Source organism: Pseudomonas sp. NPDC086251, from assembly GCF_044746405.1.
Classification (GTDB): Bacteria; Pseudomonadota; Gammaproteobacteria; order Pseudomonadales; family Pseudomonadaceae; genus Aquipseudomonas.
The window spans coordinates 1-17,375 of the sequence record NZ_JBIVBY010000006.1; the positions used below are offsets into that span (position 1 = coordinate 1).

The 17,375-nt window shown below is 56.4% G+C and carries 19 protein-coding genes and 4 pseudogenes; 8 read left to right on the forward strand and 15 right to left on the reverse strand.

Going from position 1 to position 17,375, the window contains the following annotated elements:
- Nucleotides 1–117: 117 nt before the first annotated feature.
- From ACIPL2_RS09190 to ACIPL2_RS09200, 3 genes are all read right to left on the reverse strand, one after another.
- Nucleotides 118–894 carry a hypothetical protein gene (locus tag ACIPL2_RS09190; RefSeq protein WP_401355233.1) on the reverse strand — a complete coding sequence of 259 codons (777 nt, stop codon included), beginning with the start codon at nucleotides 892–894 and terminating at the stop codon, nucleotides 118–120.
- 195 nt (nucleotides 895–1,089) lie between these two features.
- On the reverse strand, nucleotides 1,090–1,446 hold the full coding sequence (locus tag ACIPL2_RS09195; protein ID WP_401355236.1) for a DUF6124 family protein: 357 nt from the start codon (nucleotides 1,444–1,446) through the stop codon (nucleotides 1,090–1,092).
- Nucleotides 1,447–1,892: 446 nt separating this feature from the next.
- Nucleotides 1,893–2,624 (reverse strand): tetratricopeptide repeat protein, encoded by a 732-nt coding sequence (locus ACIPL2_RS09200; protein WP_401355238.1) that lies wholly within the window; start codon nucleotides 2,622–2,624, stop codon nucleotides 1,893–1,895.
- A gap of 404 nt (nucleotides 2,625–3,028) precedes the next feature.
- Between ACIPL2_RS09200 and ACIPL2_RS09205 the strand changes: the two genes are divergently transcribed.
- The gene (locus ACIPL2_RS09205) at nucleotides 3,029–3,427 is read left to right on the forward strand and encodes a hypothetical protein (RefSeq protein WP_401355241.1); all 399 of its coding nucleotides are present in this window, start codon (nucleotides 3,029–3,031) and stop codon (nucleotides 3,425–3,427) included.
- A 167-nt stretch (nucleotides 3,428–3,594) separates the two neighbouring features.
- Here the strand turns inward: ACIPL2_RS09205 and ACIPL2_RS09210 are convergent.
- From ACIPL2_RS09210 to ACIPL2_RS09220, 3 genes and pseudogenes are all read right to left on the reverse strand, one after another.
- Nucleotides 3,595–3,693: pseudogene (locus ACIPL2_RS09210) on the reverse strand (MarR family transcriptional regulator); the annotation flags it as partial.
- 109 nt (nucleotides 3,694–3,802) lie between these two features.
- A complete protein-coding gene (locus tag ACIPL2_RS09215; RefSeq protein WP_401355242.1) occupies nucleotides 3,803–4,129 on the reverse strand; it encodes a hypothetical protein in 327 nt (108 codons plus the stop codon).
- A gap of 44 nt (nucleotides 4,130–4,173) precedes the next feature.
- Nucleotides 4,174–4,743: a DJ-1/PfpI family protein gene (locus ACIPL2_RS09220; protein WP_401355244.1), complete on the reverse strand. Its 570-nt coding sequence runs from the start codon at nucleotides 4,741–4,743 to the stop codon at nucleotides 4,174–4,176.
- Nucleotides 4,744–5,075: 332 nt separating this feature from the next.
- Here ACIPL2_RS09220 and ACIPL2_RS09225 point away from each other — a divergent pair, with 332 nt between their 5' ends.
- Nucleotides 5,076–5,735, forward strand: coding sequence for a carbonic anhydrase (locus tag ACIPL2_RS09225; RefSeq protein ID WP_401355247.1), 660 nt, complete (start codon nucleotides 5,076–5,078; stop codon nucleotides 5,733–5,735).
- A 98-nt stretch (nucleotides 5,736–5,833) separates the two neighbouring features.
- Here ACIPL2_RS09225 and ACIPL2_RS09230 read toward each other — a convergent pair.
- Nucleotides 5,834–6,034, reverse strand: a pseudogene (locus tag ACIPL2_RS09230) (VOC family protein); the annotation flags it as partial.
- A gap of 185 nt (nucleotides 6,035–6,219) precedes the next feature.
- Between ACIPL2_RS09230 and ACIPL2_RS09235 the strand changes: the two are divergent.
- On the forward strand, nucleotides 6,220–6,711 hold the full coding sequence (locus ACIPL2_RS09235; RefSeq protein ID WP_401355250.1) for a phosphate-starvation-inducible PsiE family protein: 492 nt from the start codon (nucleotides 6,220–6,222) through the stop codon (nucleotides 6,709–6,711).
- A gap of 196 nt (nucleotides 6,712–6,907) precedes the next feature.
- Here the strand turns inward: ACIPL2_RS09235 and ACIPL2_RS09240 are convergent, their stop codons facing one another.
- From ACIPL2_RS09240 to ACIPL2_RS09255, 4 genes and pseudogenes are all read right to left on the reverse strand, one after another.
- Nucleotides 6,908–9,217, reverse strand: a complete 2,310-nt coding sequence (locus tag ACIPL2_RS09240) for a molybdopterin cofactor-binding domain-containing protein (protein ID WP_401355253.1) — start codon at nucleotides 9,215–9,217, stop codon at nucleotides 6,908–6,910.
- A complete protein-coding gene (locus tag ACIPL2_RS09245) occupies nucleotides 9,201–9,683 on the reverse strand; it encodes a (2Fe-2S)-binding protein (RefSeq protein ID WP_177010339.1) in 483 nt (160 codons plus the stop codon). Before ACIPL2_RS09245 ends, ACIPL2_RS09240 begins: the two co-directional genes overlap by 17 nt.
- Nucleotides 9,684–9,702: 19 nt before the next feature.
- Entirely contained in the window at nucleotides 9,703–11,001 is a 1,299-nt protein-coding gene (locus ACIPL2_RS09250) for a c-type cytochrome (RefSeq protein ID WP_401355255.1), read from the reverse strand.
- 533 nt (nucleotides 11,002–11,534) lie between these two features.
- Nucleotides 11,535–11,666: pseudogene (locus ACIPL2_RS09255) on the reverse strand (FAD-binding oxidoreductase); the annotation flags it as partial.
- A 93-nt stretch (nucleotides 11,667–11,759) separates the two neighbouring features.
- Between ACIPL2_RS09255 and ACIPL2_RS09260 the strand changes: the two are divergent.
- Together ACIPL2_RS09260 and ACIPL2_RS09265 are read left to right on the forward strand one after the other, a co-directional pair.
- A pseudogene (locus ACIPL2_RS09260) lies at nucleotides 11,760–12,236 on the forward strand (LLM class flavin-dependent oxidoreductase); the annotation flags it as partial.
- A 6-nt stretch (nucleotides 12,237–12,242) separates the two neighbouring features.
- A complete protein-coding gene (locus tag ACIPL2_RS09265; protein ID WP_401355257.1) occupies nucleotides 12,243–12,404 on the forward strand; it encodes a hypothetical protein in 162 nt (53 codons plus the stop codon).
- A gap of 56 nt (nucleotides 12,405–12,460) precedes the next feature.
- On the opposite strand, the gene ACIPL2_RS09270 is transcribed toward ACIPL2_RS09265, so the two are convergent.
- The 3 genes from ACIPL2_RS09270 to ACIPL2_RS09280 all read right to left on the reverse strand — a co-directional run bounded on the left by ACIPL2_RS09270 (nucleotide 12,461) and on the right by ACIPL2_RS09280 (nucleotide 14,307).
- Nucleotides 12,461–12,619: a hypothetical protein gene (locus ACIPL2_RS09270; protein WP_401355259.1), complete on the reverse strand. Its 159-nt coding sequence runs from the start codon at nucleotides 12,617–12,619 to the stop codon at nucleotides 12,461–12,463.
- A complete protein-coding gene (locus ACIPL2_RS09275; RefSeq protein WP_401355261.1) occupies nucleotides 12,595–13,275 on the reverse strand; it encodes a CmcJ/NvfI family oxidoreductase in 681 nt (226 codons plus the stop codon). The genes ACIPL2_RS09270 and ACIPL2_RS09275 overlap by 25 nt, the downstream gene beginning before the upstream one ends.
- Before the next feature lie 144 nt (nucleotides 13,276–13,419).
- Entirely contained in the window at nucleotides 13,420–14,307 is an 888-nt protein-coding gene (locus ACIPL2_RS09280; RefSeq protein ID WP_401355262.1) for a LysR family transcriptional regulator, read from the reverse strand.
- 103 nt (nucleotides 14,308–14,410) lie between these two features.
- On the opposite strand from ACIPL2_RS09280, the gene ACIPL2_RS09285 reads away from it, so the two are divergent.
- On the forward strand, nucleotides 14,411–15,409 hold the full coding sequence (locus ACIPL2_RS09285) for a zinc-dependent alcohol dehydrogenase family protein (RefSeq protein ID WP_401355264.1): 999 nt from the start codon (nucleotides 14,411–14,413) through the stop codon (nucleotides 15,407–15,409).
- Here ACIPL2_RS09285 and ACIPL2_RS09290 read toward each other — a convergent pair.
- Complete coding sequence (locus ACIPL2_RS09290; RefSeq protein ID WP_064680709.1) at nucleotides 15,406–15,708, reverse strand: helix-turn-helix transcriptional regulator; 303 nt, start codon at nucleotides 15,706–15,708, stop codon at nucleotides 15,406–15,408. The two genes, ACIPL2_RS09285 and ACIPL2_RS09290, sit on opposite strands and share 4 nt — an antisense overlap.
- An 85-nt stretch (nucleotides 15,709–15,793) precedes the next feature.
- On the opposite strand from ACIPL2_RS09290, the gene ACIPL2_RS09295 reads away from it, so the two are divergent.
- A complete protein-coding gene (locus ACIPL2_RS09295) occupies nucleotides 15,794–16,885 on the forward strand; it encodes an NADH:flavin oxidoreductase/NADH oxidase (RefSeq protein ID WP_401355267.1) in 1,092 nt (363 codons plus the stop codon).
- A 186-nt stretch (nucleotides 16,886–17,071) separates the two neighbouring features.
- Nucleotides 17,072–17,365: a putative quinol monooxygenase gene (locus tag ACIPL2_RS09300; RefSeq protein ID WP_047530955.1), complete on the forward strand. Its 294-nt coding sequence runs from the start codon at nucleotides 17,072–17,074 to the stop codon at nucleotides 17,363–17,365.
- Nucleotides 17,366–17,375 lie beyond the last annotated feature (10 nt).

A 17,375-nucleotide genomic window follows, 5' to 3' on the forward strand; every position in this document is an offset into this window, starting at 1 on the left:
AGCTACTTTGTTCATGGCAACAATCTCCGATGAGCCCCCGGTGAAAGCTTAGTGGGCGATCACAGGGGGCGGCGGGGGTAGCCATTTCATTAGGGATCGCGTATTAGCTTCGGTATTTCACGGATCAGGCGCACAGCGCCAACCGCCAGCTGGAGTAAATGTGCCGAGTGAAGCCATGACGGCTTCATTGGCAAAAATATCCGCGGCAAACGGGTCCACCGATGCGGGCAGCAAGCATTGGCCCGCGTTGGCGGGGAGCGTCGAGCACTCGATTTTCCATGGGGTTTGTCCGGCGTGATGCCGGCCAAAAGACAGTTCGCAAGCCAACAAGGAAACAGGGTTTATCGAGCTGTCGAGTTGGCTGAAAGTTTCGCGTAAATGAGTGCCTGGGTTCAGCGGTGCAGGACGGCTGGCGGCGAACAGAAAATAGTCCCCGGCCAATAGCAGACAGCCCTGCCGCGCTGGATCATCTATCGCTTGCAACCATTGGCCACGACAAGCGCCGAGGGAATCGGGCAAGCGGTCCCATATTTCGTAGTAGCTGTCGTCCAGCGCGGTTTCGATCAGGCACTCGCTGGTTTCAAAGTGCATGCGACCCATGTCTTCATCGCCACTGACCGGCTGATAGTCCAGTTTGCGATGCCATTGGCAAATGTAGGCGTCAATCTGGGTCACCCCGGCGAAACCTTTCTGTTCACACAACGCCAGCTGTTGAGCGTGGCTGAGTGCTTCAAGCGCCAGGCCTGGCATCGGTTTGGCGGGGATGCGTAGGTCGGCAAACAGTCGCGGCGTCTGTAACCAATACACGGCCGTTTCACTGTCCGAATGCCCTGAGCGATGCTGGATCAAACGCCGCTTCCAAACGCCACGGTAACCTTGCGCAACTTGATGCATTGATAGTCCCTTTTGTTAGACGTGGCGTTGGGGCAGATGGGACGGCAGATACCGTCCCGAGAGGCATCGAACACCCGCACGCGTTCCTCGGTCAACCCCATTGATCGTTCCCACACGCTGGTAGGAGCGATCAGAAGCTCAGGTCATTCCGTAATCGATGCCCGTCACCTGCTTTTCGGTGGAATGTGCGAGCGGCTACTCCTGCGGATCAATCTGATCCAGCACTCGATTGGCCGTGATCTCCGCCAGCATGACGCTGTTGGAAATGCCCAGCAGCGCATAACGCGACTCACTGTCCAGACGATCCACCAACTGATGGACCATCACATCGACCGCGGCCAGTGTCTCGACCAGATAAACCACCAGGGATTCGGTATCGCGCTCTGGGTCGACGGAAAAACCCTTTCGGGGTGTGCGCGGCGTGGCTTTGATGTCGGCGATTGAGAAGTGAAAATCGAGGGCACGTTCGGCGGCCTCGTTGAGTTTTTTGGAATCGGGTTTGTAAGGGGAAACCGGGTCGGTTTCCGGCGGGTTGGGTGTGGGCTTTTTCATAGTTCAGGTTCCTTACATGAGGCTGGAACCACTTCTCTACTAAAAGAAGGGTGGCAGCTGTACGCAGGTTAGTAGACCGGGGAACCTAAGAAGCCGGCGCGCCCGAAGGCGCCCTACGTACAGCTACCATCAAAATGCAGGTGAAAAGCCTGACTGATAGACGCATCGTACGACTTAGGTTATCCACGGGCTACTAAACCCGATCACTGATGGGCAGTGACAGGACTCAAGTTACCGACGGGCTCTAAAGCGCACAAGCCGGCGGATTCTGGCGTACCCGTAGGCAACGGCGCAAGGTCTTGTAGCTTTCAGGACGTAACCTTGAGAGCGTTTAAACACGCAAACTCAAGCGATGTTTATGGGGCGTAGGCACACGCCCTACAAACGGTAGAAACCTCGATAACATCCACACAGTCTCTGACGTATTTTCCGGGACACTCAGACACTCAACCACGTACCAGGTAGGCCCCTGAGGGAACCCGATGTCGCAGCTTCTTGCATTTGCCGGGAGCAGGCTGATGCGCCGGCGGACGATCCGGAAACCAAATTCGGCATTTGCCCGGAGGCGGCCGATGGCCGCGGGGAATCTCAAACCCAGCGTACGCACGCTCTGGCTCGACACTGCCCACCACCGGCGCATCCGATACCTGAGCGACCTCTGCGCTAGCGAAGCGGCTAGCGTCGCGCCCGGTGTCCGCAGTGGATTGCTCAACAAGTGCCATTTCGGCTGCGCGGCGCCTTAGGGTCTCGTCTTCCACCCTCTTCTGTCCGGCGACCAGATCCGGTTTGGCATTGGGTGCGGTGCTTGAAGATTGGGCCTGCTGCGCCGCCTGAATCAACTGGAAGTTGCGGTTGCGCAACTCGACGTTGCGACCGACCCGAATGTTCGAGCGCGCCGCCAAGGTTTCAGCCTGCTGGTACTGCCCCTGCTGAAGACGCAACACCCCGAGGTAATGCAGCGTCGCGGGATTGTTGGGCTGGATATGCAGGGCACGCTCCAGCGTGGCGGCGGCCTGGTCCAGTTGGCCATTTTCATACTGCCGCGAGGCTGTTTCAATCAAGGTGGTTGACGCGCTGTTGCTTTGCGCGGGCGCTCTTCGCTCGGCGGCGACAGAACAAAACGACGCAGCGGCGCACAACACCAGAATGAGGCCCGGAAAATAGTTCTTGGTTGGCATCGGGGGCGGACTCGACTGAACTCGGACGGCACGGCCGTAAAACAGGCCACAGCGCTGCTCGGCATTTGCGATACAGGGCCGCTATGGACCTGGCTTATACCCTGAAGTTCCTGCTGCAACGGCCGTCGCAATCCGAGTCATTGTTGACCAGCCCGACCTCTAAGCACGAACTATCGCGGCACTTCACGCAGGACAGAAAACGGCCAGAAGCTCGCATCGAGAATGCACACTTGAAAAAGGATCGAAGAGTGAGAGCGTCGTTATTAAAACAACAGCTCCCTAGAACTTTTCTCTAATTGCCGGTCTATGGAGATAGGCAAATCTGCTCGGTCAGCACGCCCCCGCAGGCTGACCACAGCAGCTTGGCCATACGTCCCATTGTCGATCAGAGGTTGACTTCGCTCATGAAACTTCATGTCTCACGGATGGCGCTCTTCGGCCTGTTCGCGCTCGCGGCAGTGGACTCGGCATCTGCAACACAGATGAAAACCTCAACCCCTGTTTTCGCAACTGAAGTCACAGCTGTTCAGGCTCCTGTCCAGACTGCCAGCAACCCATGGCCGAACTTGGCCAGCAAGGCCGACAAGCAACCAGGGCCGTTGCTTGCCCATGACGACCGATACTGGCGTGACGACCGTTGGCACGACCGTAGAGACAATTGGCGCCGAGACGAGTGGCGCAGAGAGAATTGGCGCAGAGAGCAAGCGCGTCGAGAAGCTGAACGCCATCGATATTGGGATCGCGACAACGACCGGGCGATGCGGCACCGCTACGAGGACGATCACCGTTACTACCGTCGCTAGTCATAGCCACGGAACAGTCCGACGCCCACGCGTGTCGACATCCGGCTGAAGACCTCGACGAGGTACGAATCAGCTGTTTGTTCAGCGCTTGCCGAGTGAAGTCTGACCGTCCGCAATGGCCGTATTGCGGACGGTGGGCAACCCCGCACTGTGTGCCGTCAACGCCACTACAGATCCCGAGCCCAAGTCTGGCTGACGAGGTCTTTTCCGAAACCGTGTACCTGTTCCTCTTCGACCAATTCACCAGCGATTCGGTATCGCTCTCTGGGTCGACGGAAAAACCCTTGATGGGTGTGCGCGGCGTGGACGCCTACAGAGCAAATGCCTCAAGGCATATACAAAGTCGGACGTCAGCTTGGACAGTGCGGATCAATTTCATAAATACCCTATCGGTCCCAGCGCCTCAATCAAACGCAACATTGCTGGTTTTTCGGCTGGTTTTTCGCCGATGCAACACACTTCTGGGTCGCTGAGAGAGCACCAAACCAACACCGGGTCGCCTACCTTCAGCCCGTATGAGGCTTTACGAAGCGTTGAAGTTGACCAAGCGTCTATGGTTTCGTTGAGAGACTTGTGAAACCGCTTCCCATTGGCGCTATAGCTGAAGCTCATGAACTGCGCGCCGACCCACGATCCCTCACCCCCTATAAAAGTTACATAGCCTCGTACCACTTGCCCAACAGGTGCGTCGCCAGCGCTCATAAATTATCTCCTGAACATGTGCCCGAAACGCAGGGACGCCGCAGTCACCCATGTTCCGCTGCCAACATTGACCTGAACTGAGAAATGCTCTCTGAAGACAGCCCGGCACTTTCGAACACGGCGCAGGTGAAGCTAATGGGTGCAGGGCCTGGAGCCGTTATGATGCGGTCTGCAACCACCGCTACTGGACTGCTTCGATAAAGCGTGCGCCCTTCATAACCTAAGGCATTCTGTTGTAAGAAGTCAGCGCTGTTCGAGGTATGAGGAACCGTGTCTAGTAGACCGGCCCTTGCAAGTGCCAGCGTTCCCCCGCAGATACCCGCAATTGTCGCTCCACTTGAACGACTGGCATGAAGAAAGTCTCGAATGTCCGGTGCTTCTGCACGCTCCCAGACCATCCCTCCAACAACGACAACCACGTCCGGTTTCCAGTCCAGACATTGTTGCAAACGGCTATCGACCGTTACTTCCAATCCACCCTGCGAGCGGAAGTGCCCCGTAGCAGAAGCAAAAAACCGGACGTCGATCCCGTAAAACGGGGACGCAGTTCCAGCAATGAAAGCATATTCCCAGTCAGCAAAACCGGGTGTCAGTATCAATCCCACACGTGCCATCAGTCAGAATCCTCCATGAATGCCAATAACATATGGCTACAACAAACGGACAGCAAGGGCCGCTTTGGGTCGTTTTTAGCCGGTAGCGACAGGCAGTAATCGGCCAAAAGCGGTCATAGGATGTCTATAAACAGCAGGGCAATTCACTCACCCTTCAGGCCAGCGAAAGATAAATGGCGGCTACCAGGGTGCTTCGGACATTCTCCGCGCGGGCCCCGGCTCGGAGTCCACCGTTGATCGAGTGCAGCCAATTGCGCGCAAGGTCTGCAATAATGACGGCCACGGCGGCACGAGCTCGTGGCCTCATCCAGCATTCGGGTTTGGAGAACTCCATGCGTGACATTATTGACGGCTTTCTGCGCTTTCAGCGCGATGTCTATCCGCAACGCGTCGAGCTTTTCAGGCAGCTCGCGACGACACAAAATCCGAAGGCGTTATTCGTCACCTGCTCGGACAGTCGTGTTGTGCCCGAACTCCTTACACAGCGCGAACCGGGCGAACTGTTCGTGATTCGTAACGCCGGCAACATTGTGCCGTCGTATGGTCCCGAGCCCGGCGGCGTCTCGGCCACCGTCGAATATGCAGTCGCAGTGCTCGGCGTACAGGACATAGTGATCTGCGGTCACTCAGACTGCGGAGCGATGGGCGCGATTTCACGCTGCACTTGTCTGGACCATCTTCCGGCGGTCGCTAACTGGCTACGTCACTCGGACGCCGCGAAAGCGATCAACGCGGCGCATGAATTCGACACGCCCCGCGCGAAGCTCGACGGCCTCGTGCGAGAAAACGTGATCGCGCAACTGGCGAATCTGCGTACCCACCCATCGGTGGCACTCGCGCTCGAGCAGGGGCGAATGAATCTGCACGGCTGGGTCTACGATATTGAGGCTGGTTGCATAGATGCCCTTGATGGCGAGACACGACAATTCGTTTCACTTGCTGATTCGCCGACCACCGTGGCGATCGCTGCGCGCAACGGCAGACAGATGTAAGGACGACAGGCAAGTGAGGGTGGTCGCACTACTTCCGGAACATTTTAGCCCCAGCTAAGGTCTGCGAGCCCCAAGTGGACGGTCGGCTTGATGTAAATTCAGATCTGGCAAGCAGGTCTCTCGCCCAACCGCTCTATCAACTTTACGAGATAACCTTTGGGATCCTGGACGATGAATTCGCGCTGGCCTACTTCTATATTTTCAGCCTGATACCAAGTGTCTTTGCTATCTCGATAGAGTGGAAATTCAGCCTGACCAAGTGTCTGGATAATGGGTGTGACAGCCTCTACATTGAGTTTGCGAAGACCCGCCCGAGCGGCTCGACCACCTTGACGAAATTGCCTCCCGGCCTAGCTCACCTTCTGGATGCAACTGGTTCCGGGATAGATGATACTGGTTCCTCTTGAAATGGCTAGAACCGTCACTATCCCCCGTCGTAGGGCCATGGCGCGGGCTCCATGGCCATGAACTGGAGGATTCATCCATGACGAAGCGCGGGCTATCAGAACCAGACTCCTCTTTTAAACGTTTCCGGGTGCAATGGGCGCTGATGAATGCTTATGAGAGGTTCGAGCAAATAATCGTTTTCGCCCTAAGCCTTATCATCGCCAGTGTGATCCTCATGGCGATGCTCCAGCTCTGTCGGCGCCTGCTACCCATGTTGATATCAGGGACAATCGATCCGCTCAACCATGAAGTGTTCCAGTCGATTTTTGGCTCGATCTTTACCGTCCTGATTGCGCTGGAATTCAAGCATTCGATAGTTCGCCCAGCGCTACGACGTGACAGCATTGTCCAGGTGAGAACTGTTCTGCTGATCGCTATGTTGGCGCTCAGTCGCAAATTCGTGATTCTGGATTCGATGACTACACCAGCTATCACTATTGCCGTGCTGGGTTTCGCTACACTTGTGCTTGGCATCGTGTGCTGGCTTCTCGGCAAACAGGGTGGCGATTCAAAGGTTGATGGGGAATAAATAGATACGCGCTTGCCCGATTGACCTGCTAAAGCTGAACGGAGGCATTCACAACTGGTATCTGCCTTCGGAGGTTCTAGTCTTGATATATGAACAGAAGGCGCCTGATTAAATGACCGCGATCGCCATCGCACCTCCCCTTCAAATGGCAGTTGTGTCATGAAAAAGCCCGATGAAATCACCGGGCTTTACTAGTTTACACCTTGCTTAGCGCCGCCTTCACATCGTCCGGCGTCATGGGCAATTTGCGTAAACGTACACCTACCGCGTTGTAAATAGCATTGGCAATGGCCGGGGCCACCGGCGTTACGGCAGGCTCACCCAAACCGGACGGCGCTGCCTTGCTGGATATAAATTCGATTTTGACCTCTGGAGGCGTCTGCAATATACGCAGTGGCGTATAGGTGTCAAAGTTGGAGTCTTTGAATTTACCTTTCACCAACTCGCTGCCTTCAAACAACGCCATCGACAGCCCCCACAATGCTGCGCCCTGACACTGGGCTTCGGCCCCATCGGGATCGACGATAATACCGGCATCCACGACGATATAGAGCTTCTGCACATCGACCAGGCCAGTGACTTTATCGACATGCACCTGCACGGCACAGGCAACCCAGGTGGGCATCTCCCTTTCCTGGCCAAAAGTCGAGGCAATACCCAACCCTGTACCTGTCGGCTGCGGCGTCCCCCAGCCAATCATGGCAGCGGCCTTTTTCAACACTTCAGCCTGACGGGAAGCACCACCAATGGCTATCGGACCACTGCCGGCATTGCGACCTTCGGCAGTCAATAAATCCAGGCGAAATGCCAGCGGATCCTTGCCGGCATGGTGTGCCGCTTCATCCATAAAGCTTTCCACAGCCCAGCCGGTCCAGCCGGCGCTTACCGAGCGCAGCCAGCCAGGACGGAACGAAGCGTTGGCCAGGTCGTTGGATACCGCACGCACCTTCTGTGCGCCCACTGTGTACCAGTGATCGGCACCGGCGATGGCGAAGGGGTCGAACGGTTGACCATTGATACCTTTGGGCATAAAGACCGGGACCATCACTTGCGTCGGCCAGCCCGCCGTCGCGTGGTGTTCCATGGCAATCACGCGCTTGTGCGCATCGAACGCCATCTTCAACTGCTGCACCGATGCGGAACGCGGGCTATCGAACTGCATATCCTGCGAACGGCTCATGACCATTTTTACCGGTTTGCCATCCAGCGCCTTCGACGCCAGCGCCGCCGGAATGGTGTAGTCACCGTTAAGACGGCGACCGAAGCCGCCTCCCAGCATGTAGGCGCGAATAGTTACCTGGTCTTCTTTCACACCCAGCGCGGCGGCCAGCACCGCCGTGGTCAGGGACTGCCATTGACAGCCGGAATGGATCTCCCAGATATCGTCAGCGTTGCGAAAAGCCAATGCGTTCAGTGGTTCCATTTGCGCATGCAGCACGGTCTGGGTGAGGTACTCCTGTTCAAATGTGGACGCCGCTTTGCCAAAGACCGGTGCAGTGTTGGTGTCACCGGTATCCAGAATGGCGCCTTTGGCGGCATCCTTGAGCAATTCTCGACCGTGATTGATGATATCCGCTTCAGACACCTTGGCAGCCTCGCCGACCTCCCAACTGACCTTGACCAACCCGGCCGCTTTATGGGCCGCATAGTAGCTGTCGGCAAGCACCATGACCCAGCCAGGCACCGTACCGCTTGGATCATTCAGCACCAGTGTCTGTCGATAGCCTTTCACCGCTTTGGCAGCCGTATCATCCAGCTGGGTCACTTTGGCGCCATAACGGGTCGGCGGCAGTAACGGGCTGGCATACACCATGCCCTCACGTTTGGCATCGATACCGAAGACCGCGTCCCCCGTTGTTTTGTTGGCAATGTCCAGCGAAGAGACCGGTTTACCTACCAGCTTCAGGTCGGCATCGGCCTTCAGTGGCAGCGCTTTCAGCTCCGCTTCGCTGAACTCACGGGTCACGCCCAAGGCGACCAGTTCGCCATAGGAAATTTCCTGTTTTCCGGAAACCACCTTACCGTCGAGGGCCACACAGGCATCGGCCGAAACGGCCCATTTTTTGGCAGCTGCCTCAATCAATGCCACGCGCCCGGCAGCACCGGCCTGACGGTAAATCGGCCAGCTCTGGGATACCGACCAACTGCCGCCGGTCACCATCAGGCCCCATTTCTTGGCGCTGTCCACATGGACGATTTCCACATCTTTCCAAGGCACCTCCAATTCGTCGGCCAGGATACGGGCGATGGAAGTACCTACGTGCTGACCCATTTCAGCCCGAATGATGTTGACCTTGACCTTGCCGGTATTGTCGATGGAGTACCACACCGACGGTTCATAGATGGCACCTTCACTTGGCAGTACCGCGTCATCGGACGTTGCAGGGTCCATGGCCGCCAATACGCCGCGTGGAAAGCCGAAGCTGAGTCCCGCAAGGGTCACGGCAACCAGGAAGCCACGGCGAGTCATGCCTGCTGGCTCTCGCACACTAGTCAGCCTGCCCATGTTTGACCTCCTGCGTCATCACTGCCGCCGCTTCATGAATCGCTTGGCGGATGCGCACGTAAGTCATGCAGCGGCAGACGTTGCCACTCATCACAGCATCGATATCTGCATCGGTTGGATCGGGAAAGTCGCTCAGCAGCGCGGCGGCTTGCATGATCTGACCAGACTGGCAGTAGCCACACTGCGGTACCTGCAATTTGTGCCAGGCCACCTGTAATGGATGATTGCCCTGCTCGGACAAGCCTTCGATGGTGGTAACACTGGCACCCTCTACCGCGGAGACAGGCGTGATACAGGAACGGGTGGCTCGGTCACCAACGTGTACGGTGCAAGCACCGCAGGCACCAATACCGCAACCGAACTTGGTACCGGTCATGTTCAACTCGTCACGGATAACCCACAGAAGAGGCATGTCTGCGTCCACGTCGGCAACTGTCGGCTTGCCGTTCAACATAAACCTGGCCATAGCTCACTTCTCCCGCGAATTAATGCTCAAAACGGGGCTGACGACGAATCTCAGCGACTTTTTGCTGCAGATCGGGCCATGGCTGTTCATCCGCGGTTTGTCGCAGGTAATTGGCAATGGCTGTTATATCGTCATCATTGAGCGCTTCGCGGAACTGAGGCATGACCACACCGCGAATCCCTTGATCACTTCTGAAGCCATCGAGTATGACGTTGATCAGATTGCTCGGATCGTCAAGATGAGTAGCGCTGCCCAGGGCCAGCAACGGACGACCTTTCACCAACTGGCTACTGCTGTAGTGGCAAGCAGAGCAACTGCTGTTATACAGCCGGGCACCATGATCGATCCGCAATTCTGTGGTCTTGTGCTGTGCCTGGACAGCGGCCTGGAGTTTGGGACTGGCCGCTGGTTCGTTGTTGTTGTCACCCGCCAACTCGCCAAAGTAAACACTCAACGCTTTGATATCCGCGTCAGGCAAGGCAGACAAACCCTCATGCACGACAGGCGCCATCGGGCCAGCGGCACTGCCATGGAATAGTGAGTTGCCAGTACGCAGGTATTCATGGAAATCCTGCGCTCGCCAAGGCAGCGGCGAGGTGCTGGTGCGGGTCAGTGATGGCGCGACCCACCCGTCAATCAATGCACCTTCGTACATGTGACTGTATTTTTCGCCTCCCAGCGCATTACGCGGCGTATGGCAGGCACCGCAGTGGCTGATCCCCTGGGCCAAATAGGCACCACGGTTCCATTCCTCAGACTTGTCGCTGCGCTTTTCAAACGGATCGGTGTTGGCGAACAGCAGTTTCCAGCCTGCTTGCAGAAAGCGAAGATTGATCGGAAACGGGATACCGTTTTCCTTCTTCTGCTGATTGATCGCCGGCACGGATGACATGAGGAAGGCATACACCGCCTTGATATCGCCATCCGTCATTTTATTGAAGTGCTCGAACGGGAACGCCGGCAACAAGTGATGACCATCGCGGCTGACACCGGTACGCATGGCGCGGATAAACGCCTCTTCTGACCAACGACCGATACCCGTATCAGGGTCCGGAGTGATGTTGCTGGAGTAGATGGCACCGAACTGGGTGTTCATCTGATAGTTACCCGCGTACTCCTGACCACCCGGGGTAGTGTGGCAAGTGCTGCAGTAACCGGCAGCGGCCATGATTTTGCCGTGCTCGACTATGTCCGAAGGGAATTGGTTCCTGGTTGGGGGGGTAATGGATCCGATTTCAGGATGCCAAGCGTAAATTCCGAACAATACAGCTCCGGCAACCCCTATACCAATGATGCTGACAATAATGCGCTTGAGCATTTCACATCACCCCACAGGCTAATGCCTGCATTAAGGGAGCGCGGAACCATCTTGGACTTTTTCCGTATTTTTTGGCTAATCAGTGCGATACAGCGATTGAATCAGAGCGTCTCATTATGATCCTTGGCGGGATTTTGCCCAGCGCTTTTTGGAGCGTTTACAACCAGTCGGGAAAATCCCTCCATCACGCAATCTTCACGACAGGTCTGGACTTCGAACGCGCAACGCATAGTAGTACCAGGCTATTACCATCCCGCTGCGCGAGACCGGCATGATCTGGAACAAGGATCATCACCCTACCTGCAATCGCCCTTCAATCTCTCTGCAACCGGCTAATGGCCGGGTTTACACCCAAGCCTTCAAAGGCCCGGTGTTCGGCATTAGTGGTTCAGTTTCGCGTTATAGGAGGGTGCTTCTTTTTTCACTGACAGCCAAAAGCGGTCAGTGACAATATTTGTAAAGGCTACCGTAACAACCGTTCAGCTTCCCGAAGACCGATCTCGACTATTTGTGGAGTGCAGCACCATTGCTGCACGAGCCGCATCTTTGATTGCAGCTCCGCGCAGTTCTGCAATGGGGTCAGGTTCTCCGGATTGGATGTTGATCCATGCAAATGAACTTCCAGCCACACCCGACGCGATACCTTCAGCCTCAACCAAGGTGAGGCAGCAATTGTCCTCCAGAAAGCAGAAGTACATTTGTCTGAATGTGGCGAAACAGCTGCCAAAACCATCGGGTAAAAAAAGCGCCTAAAATGGCTTCAGCGCAGCAGTTTCGTGCCTTTGATCTGGTCAGGCGGCACACTTGAGGGGGAGATCTGATTCCCAAGCCGACCATGGTGAAATTCCTTTCTTTGTCACCCGCCATAGCTGCCAGACGCTGGAGTGGATCGCACGCTGCAGTCAGGGGTGGATCAGCTATCCGCACGCACCAAAGACTCAGCAGCTGATTGTCGAGGACTGACGCACTGCGGTTCGTGCCGAATGTGGTGATCTGTTCAAACCCTTCACCCGGTCGCTATACATCGACCTAACAGATAACTCGCAGACACCACCACGACCGATCCACCTGGGCTATCAATTAGGCGATATCAGCTGATCTCGCTGCTGCAAAGCTTGCAGGAGATCGGCGTTAGCCATGTGATCATTAATTAGAAACACAGGCAACGCCCTGCAGGTGAGATCATTGAGGAGCTCTGTCAGTTCGCTCAACCTGACTTCGTCCTGTCAACATGAGCCTGCATGGTGCTGGAAAGCGACGACCCGCGCTTACTATCCGGTCACCGCGTCTTGCGCGAGATCGGCAACAAGGCCGCCGCCACGCCCGGCGCATCAGCACAGCTGACAGCCATCGTCGGCACCACGTTATTCCCTACCAATGAGAAGCGGATGGTCGCCTGGTAAAGCACGGGGAGTGATCAAGCGCCGCACGGGAGAGGCCGACCCCAGGTGGCCACAACCTAATCAAAGAAGGCCAGGGTACGAACTTCGATACTCTCGCGCGGCGGGGCTCCTCGCGGCTTGAGGGGGTCCTGGAAGGCGGTATGGGGCGTGAAGCGGGCACGGCCGTCGTGACGCGAGTCATACCCCTTGATCAGCAAGACTTCGCCACGGCGCATGTCCGGAAAATAGTACCAGCGCTGGTGCGGATTGTAGGCCAGGGGTAGATCTCACCGATACGATCAGGATAGACCAGGTCGGTGGCCAGCAGGTCATTGGGGTCGAGTGTTGAGGCGTCCAGCACGGCCAGCGGCGAGCGCTTGACGGGCCCGCGCATTGGGCGCCAGAGGTTAATCTGGGCCACCGACACCAGTGCGGCGGCCTGATCCTGGCCCAGCACGTCGCGAATACGCTCAGGACCCGAGCGCTCGGTGTAGTCATTATGCACATGGTTGGCTGGGCCGCGAATATCCCGCCCCTCGGCGTCGCTGCGCCTGGTGTGGTCGAAGATGACGACCCGGTTCGCGCCCGTCAGCTCCTTGATCAAGGCCTTGACCTCGTCATAGTAGACGCCCTCCACCAAGGCATCGTCGTAGAGGTCGTCGACCACCGTATCCCGCCGATGGAGTTCAAAGCCCTGCTTGTCCAGAGAAAGGCTGTCTGCCAACGGACGACCGTTGTGAATCGCGACCTCGCGCTCCTCCTGCTCGGCAAAGTAGTGTGGTTCACTGTCCCCGGTCAGAGCCTCGGTATGCACATAGGGCTTCGCATCGTGCTTGACCAGGTAGGTGAGTTTTGTGATGACGCTAGCGGGCATATCAGTTGTGCACTTCAAGTAACGCCTCCCTGTCTGCTGACCGCATCCGGCGTGGTGTCACCGTGGCGGCGCTGTAGCTTGCATGTAGACTCCCTCACTCTAAACCCTATGTCTTCCAACGAACACTTTCAAATGCACCCGCAGGTGAATGGCTCGCGACCTTTAAACGGGGTGGGCCGCGACCCACTCTTTGAGATGGGCAACAAAACTGAGAACAGTCGGAGCGATGTTTTCTCTAGAGGGGTATACCGCATAGATTCCCACCGGTGGCTCAATGGCCCAATCGGAAAATGCCTCCACCAGCTTGCCTGAATCAAGATCATCTCGTACATGCCAGTCCATCAGCAGCGCTACGCCATGCCCATCGATTGCCATCTGGCGAACCACTTCCCCCAGACTGGATGAAAAACGGTTGCGAATTTTGCATGTTTTTTTAACGCCTCCTCGGGACATGGTCCAACTGGAATCTTTTCCGACGATGAGGCCGTCCAGCGTGGTCAAGTCTTTTGGAGAGGTAGGCATACCCTGTTTTTCCCAATATTGGGGGGCGGCGCAAATCAGACGTCGGGACGCAGAAATCCTCTGCGCGATCAGGGATGAATCGGCCATTACTCCGTGCCGAATCGCAAGGTCGGTACCATGGGCGGCCAAATCAACCAGTTGATCTGTCGGGTGTAAATCAACGATAACGCCAGGGTAGCGTTTGAGATAACTGCTCACGACGCTCGATAAATAACCTTGGGCAAATGTCGCGGAAGCGGTTATGCGTAGATGACCGGTAATCTCGGTCTTCTGGAAAAATCCTCGCTCCGCTTTTTCGACGCTTTCCAGGATGCTTAGTGCGTGTTGATAAAGCTTCTCACCGTCCGAAGTGGGACTTAGCTTGCGGGTGGTGCGGTTAAAAAGTCTCCGACCAACGCTGTCTTCAAGGGCCAGAAGACGCTTGCTTGCGCCTGCGGCAGTCATCCCCATTCGTTCGGACGCTGCGCGGATGGAACCCTCCTCGAAAACAGCAATAAACAACCGCAATTCATCAATGGAATCCAGCATTTATTACCAACCAAAAGGACCGAAAGATTCAATAATTCTAGCGTATTTATCCCATATTACTGATGATAAATTTGTTGGCTTATTGTTCCTCGGAGTTTAAGCCTTGAAAGCCATTGTGATAAATCAGCATGGTAACTCAGACCTTTTTGTAGAAATTAATACGGAAAACCCCGTTGCCCGCCCAGGTCACGTGATTATCGACGTGCGGGCGACAAGCGTGAATCCAGTGGACACGAAAATTCGTCGGGGCAGCGAAGGTACGGCCGGTCTGACTTTTCCGGCAATTCTTCACATCGATGTTTCAGGGGTGGTCAGCTCCGTTGGTGCTGGTGTGACCCGCTTTAACGTAGGCGATGAAGTCTATGGCTGTTTCGGCGGCATCGTGGGGATTCCCGGTGCGCTGGCAGATCAGATGGAGGCCGATGCTGAGATGCTTGCTCTAAAACCCAAGTCGCTCTCTTTTGGCGAAGCAGCCAGCTTGCCGCTCGTGGCAATTACGGCCTGGGAGGCGCTGATCGACCGAGCCTCGATCAAACCCAATGACAACGTCTTGGTGCATGGTGGCACCGGTGGTGTTGGGCACATAGGCATTCAATTGGCCAAGGTCCTGGGGGCCAGGGTTTCGACGACGGTTTCAACGCCAGAAAAAGCGGAAATTGCCCGTCAACTGGGCGCCGATGAGATTATTTTTTATAACAGCGAGACGCCCCAGGAATACAGTCAGCGAATCACCGAAGGAAAAGGATTCGATACGGTCTTCGATACCTTGGGCGGTGAGGTCTTACAAAACTCACTGAAAGCCGCGAAGCTTAAGGGCCATGTTGTCTCGATCATCGGTTACGACACCTACGATCTGACCGAAATGCACTTTAAGGCATTGAGACTCGACTTGGTGTTCATGGCTATTTCGATCATTCATAACGAAGGCCGCAAGCACCATGGCGAGATCCTGCAAAGACTGGCTGCCCTGGTTGATCGCGGCCTGGTTAAACCACTGATCGATGAGCGCCATGACTTCACTGCTGCGGGTGTCAGCGCGGCACATGATCGCCTTGAGTCAGGCCGTGCCATTGGCAAAGTCGTCATTGAGCGACAGGTTTAGTCGTGCTGGGACAGGATCGTTTCCAGCAGGCCCGGAAAACGGTTACTCAAGTCTTCTCTACGCAACGAGTTCATGTGGGTCGTGCCGATGGTCTGGGTTTGAACCAAGCCGGCATCTCGCAGCACCCGAAAATGATGGGACATGGTGGACTTCGCGCGGCCACCGTCCAGGTCGCCGCAGCTGGCCTCTCCCAGCTCGGCGAGGCGCCGGACAATCTCCAGGCGTACAGGGTCGCTCAAGGCGTAAAACAGACGCTCAAGAACGAATTCGCTGAGAGGAAGGTGTTTGAAGGGGCGCATGAGCAAATCATACACGGGTTTGCTCTATGTCAATAGTTCGAATATTATCGAACAACAGTAATAGTAACCCTCGGAGAAAAACCTGATGTCTGCGCTGTTCCAACCTTTCACGCTCAAGGATGTCTCCCTTCGCAACCGGATCGCGATTCCCCCCATGTGCATGTACTCGGCAGATGATGGCCTGATCAACGATTGGCACGCCGTGCACTATGCCACCCTCGCGCGTGGCGGGGCGGGACTGGTAGTTGTCGAGGCGACCGCCGTGTCACCCGAAGGACGGATCACGCCTGGCTGCGCTGGTATCTGGAATGATGAGCTCGCCCGTGCCTTCGTGCCGGTGGTGCAATCGATCAAGGCTGCCGGCGCAGTGCCAGGTATCCAGATTGCCCACGCGGGGCGCAAAGCCAGTGCGAACCGTCCTTGGGAAGGTGACGATCATATCGGCGAGGATGATGCTCGTGGCTGGCAGACCATCGCCCCGTCGGCTGTTGCCTTTGGCGCTCATCTTGCCAAGCAGCCGAAAGCCATGACGCTGGAGGATATCGCCCGGGTGCGCGAGGATTTTGTCTCAGCCGCTCGCCGTGCACGTGAGGCTGGCTTCGAGTGGTTGGAGCTGCATTTCGCCCATGGCTATCTGGCCCAGACATTCCTCTCTGATCACTCCAATCTTCGTGACGACGTCTACGGCGGAAACTTCGATAACCGTAGCCGCTTTCTGCTGGAAACACTGGCGGCGGTTCGCGAAGTATGGCCAGAGCACTTGCCGCTGACCGCTCGTCTGGGTGTCATCGAATACGACGGCCGGGATGAACAGACCTTGTCAGAGGCTATCGAACTGACGCGTCGCTTCAAGGACGGTGGATTGGACTTGCTCAGCGTCAGTATCGGGTTCACCATCCCTGAATCCAACGTTCCTTGGGCCCCCGGCTTCATGGGCGAAGTTACCCAGCGGGTTCGGCGCGAGGCGGGGATTGCGGTTGCCTCGGCATGGGGTTTCGGCACGCCGAGCGTCGCCGAAGAAGCGGTGAGGAGTGGTCAACTGGACCTGGCGATGATTGGCCGGGCGCACCTGGGTAATCCTAACTGGTCCTATTCAGCCGCCCAGGAGCTGGGTGTAGAGCGTGCTGCCTGGACCTTGCCCGCTCCTTATGCCCATTGGCTTGAACGCTACAAGTGATCCCGCCAGAGCGAGCTCGCATGGCCTTAGGGCTATCAACTTAGTCGAATGCCCAAGTGGGCAAGATTGTTGTCGCGCTCCCACCCAGATTCAGGTTTTTGGCCGCATGGCCGGCATGGACATCTTCGATACACCCGTGCCAGCCAATGCGTTCCCCCTTTATATCGCACGCAGACAGGAGGTTTGATGACTACCGCTCTAACACTGATTGCCACTTTGGTCGCCAAGGCCGGCTTCGAAACAGAGCTCGAGCAAACGTTGCAGAACCTGCAAGGCCCAAGCCGAGGGGAAGCGGACTGTATCCAGTACGACCTCCATCGTGATGCCGAGCAAGCTCGCACTTTCCACATGATCGAGCAGTGGCGGGACGAAGCGGCGCAGACTGCTCACGAAGCGACACCGCATTTTCAGTCAGCGCTCCCTTTCATCGAACGTGCTGCTGAAAAGCTCACCATCACGAAGATGTATCGCATCTCCTGAGGAGCATCGA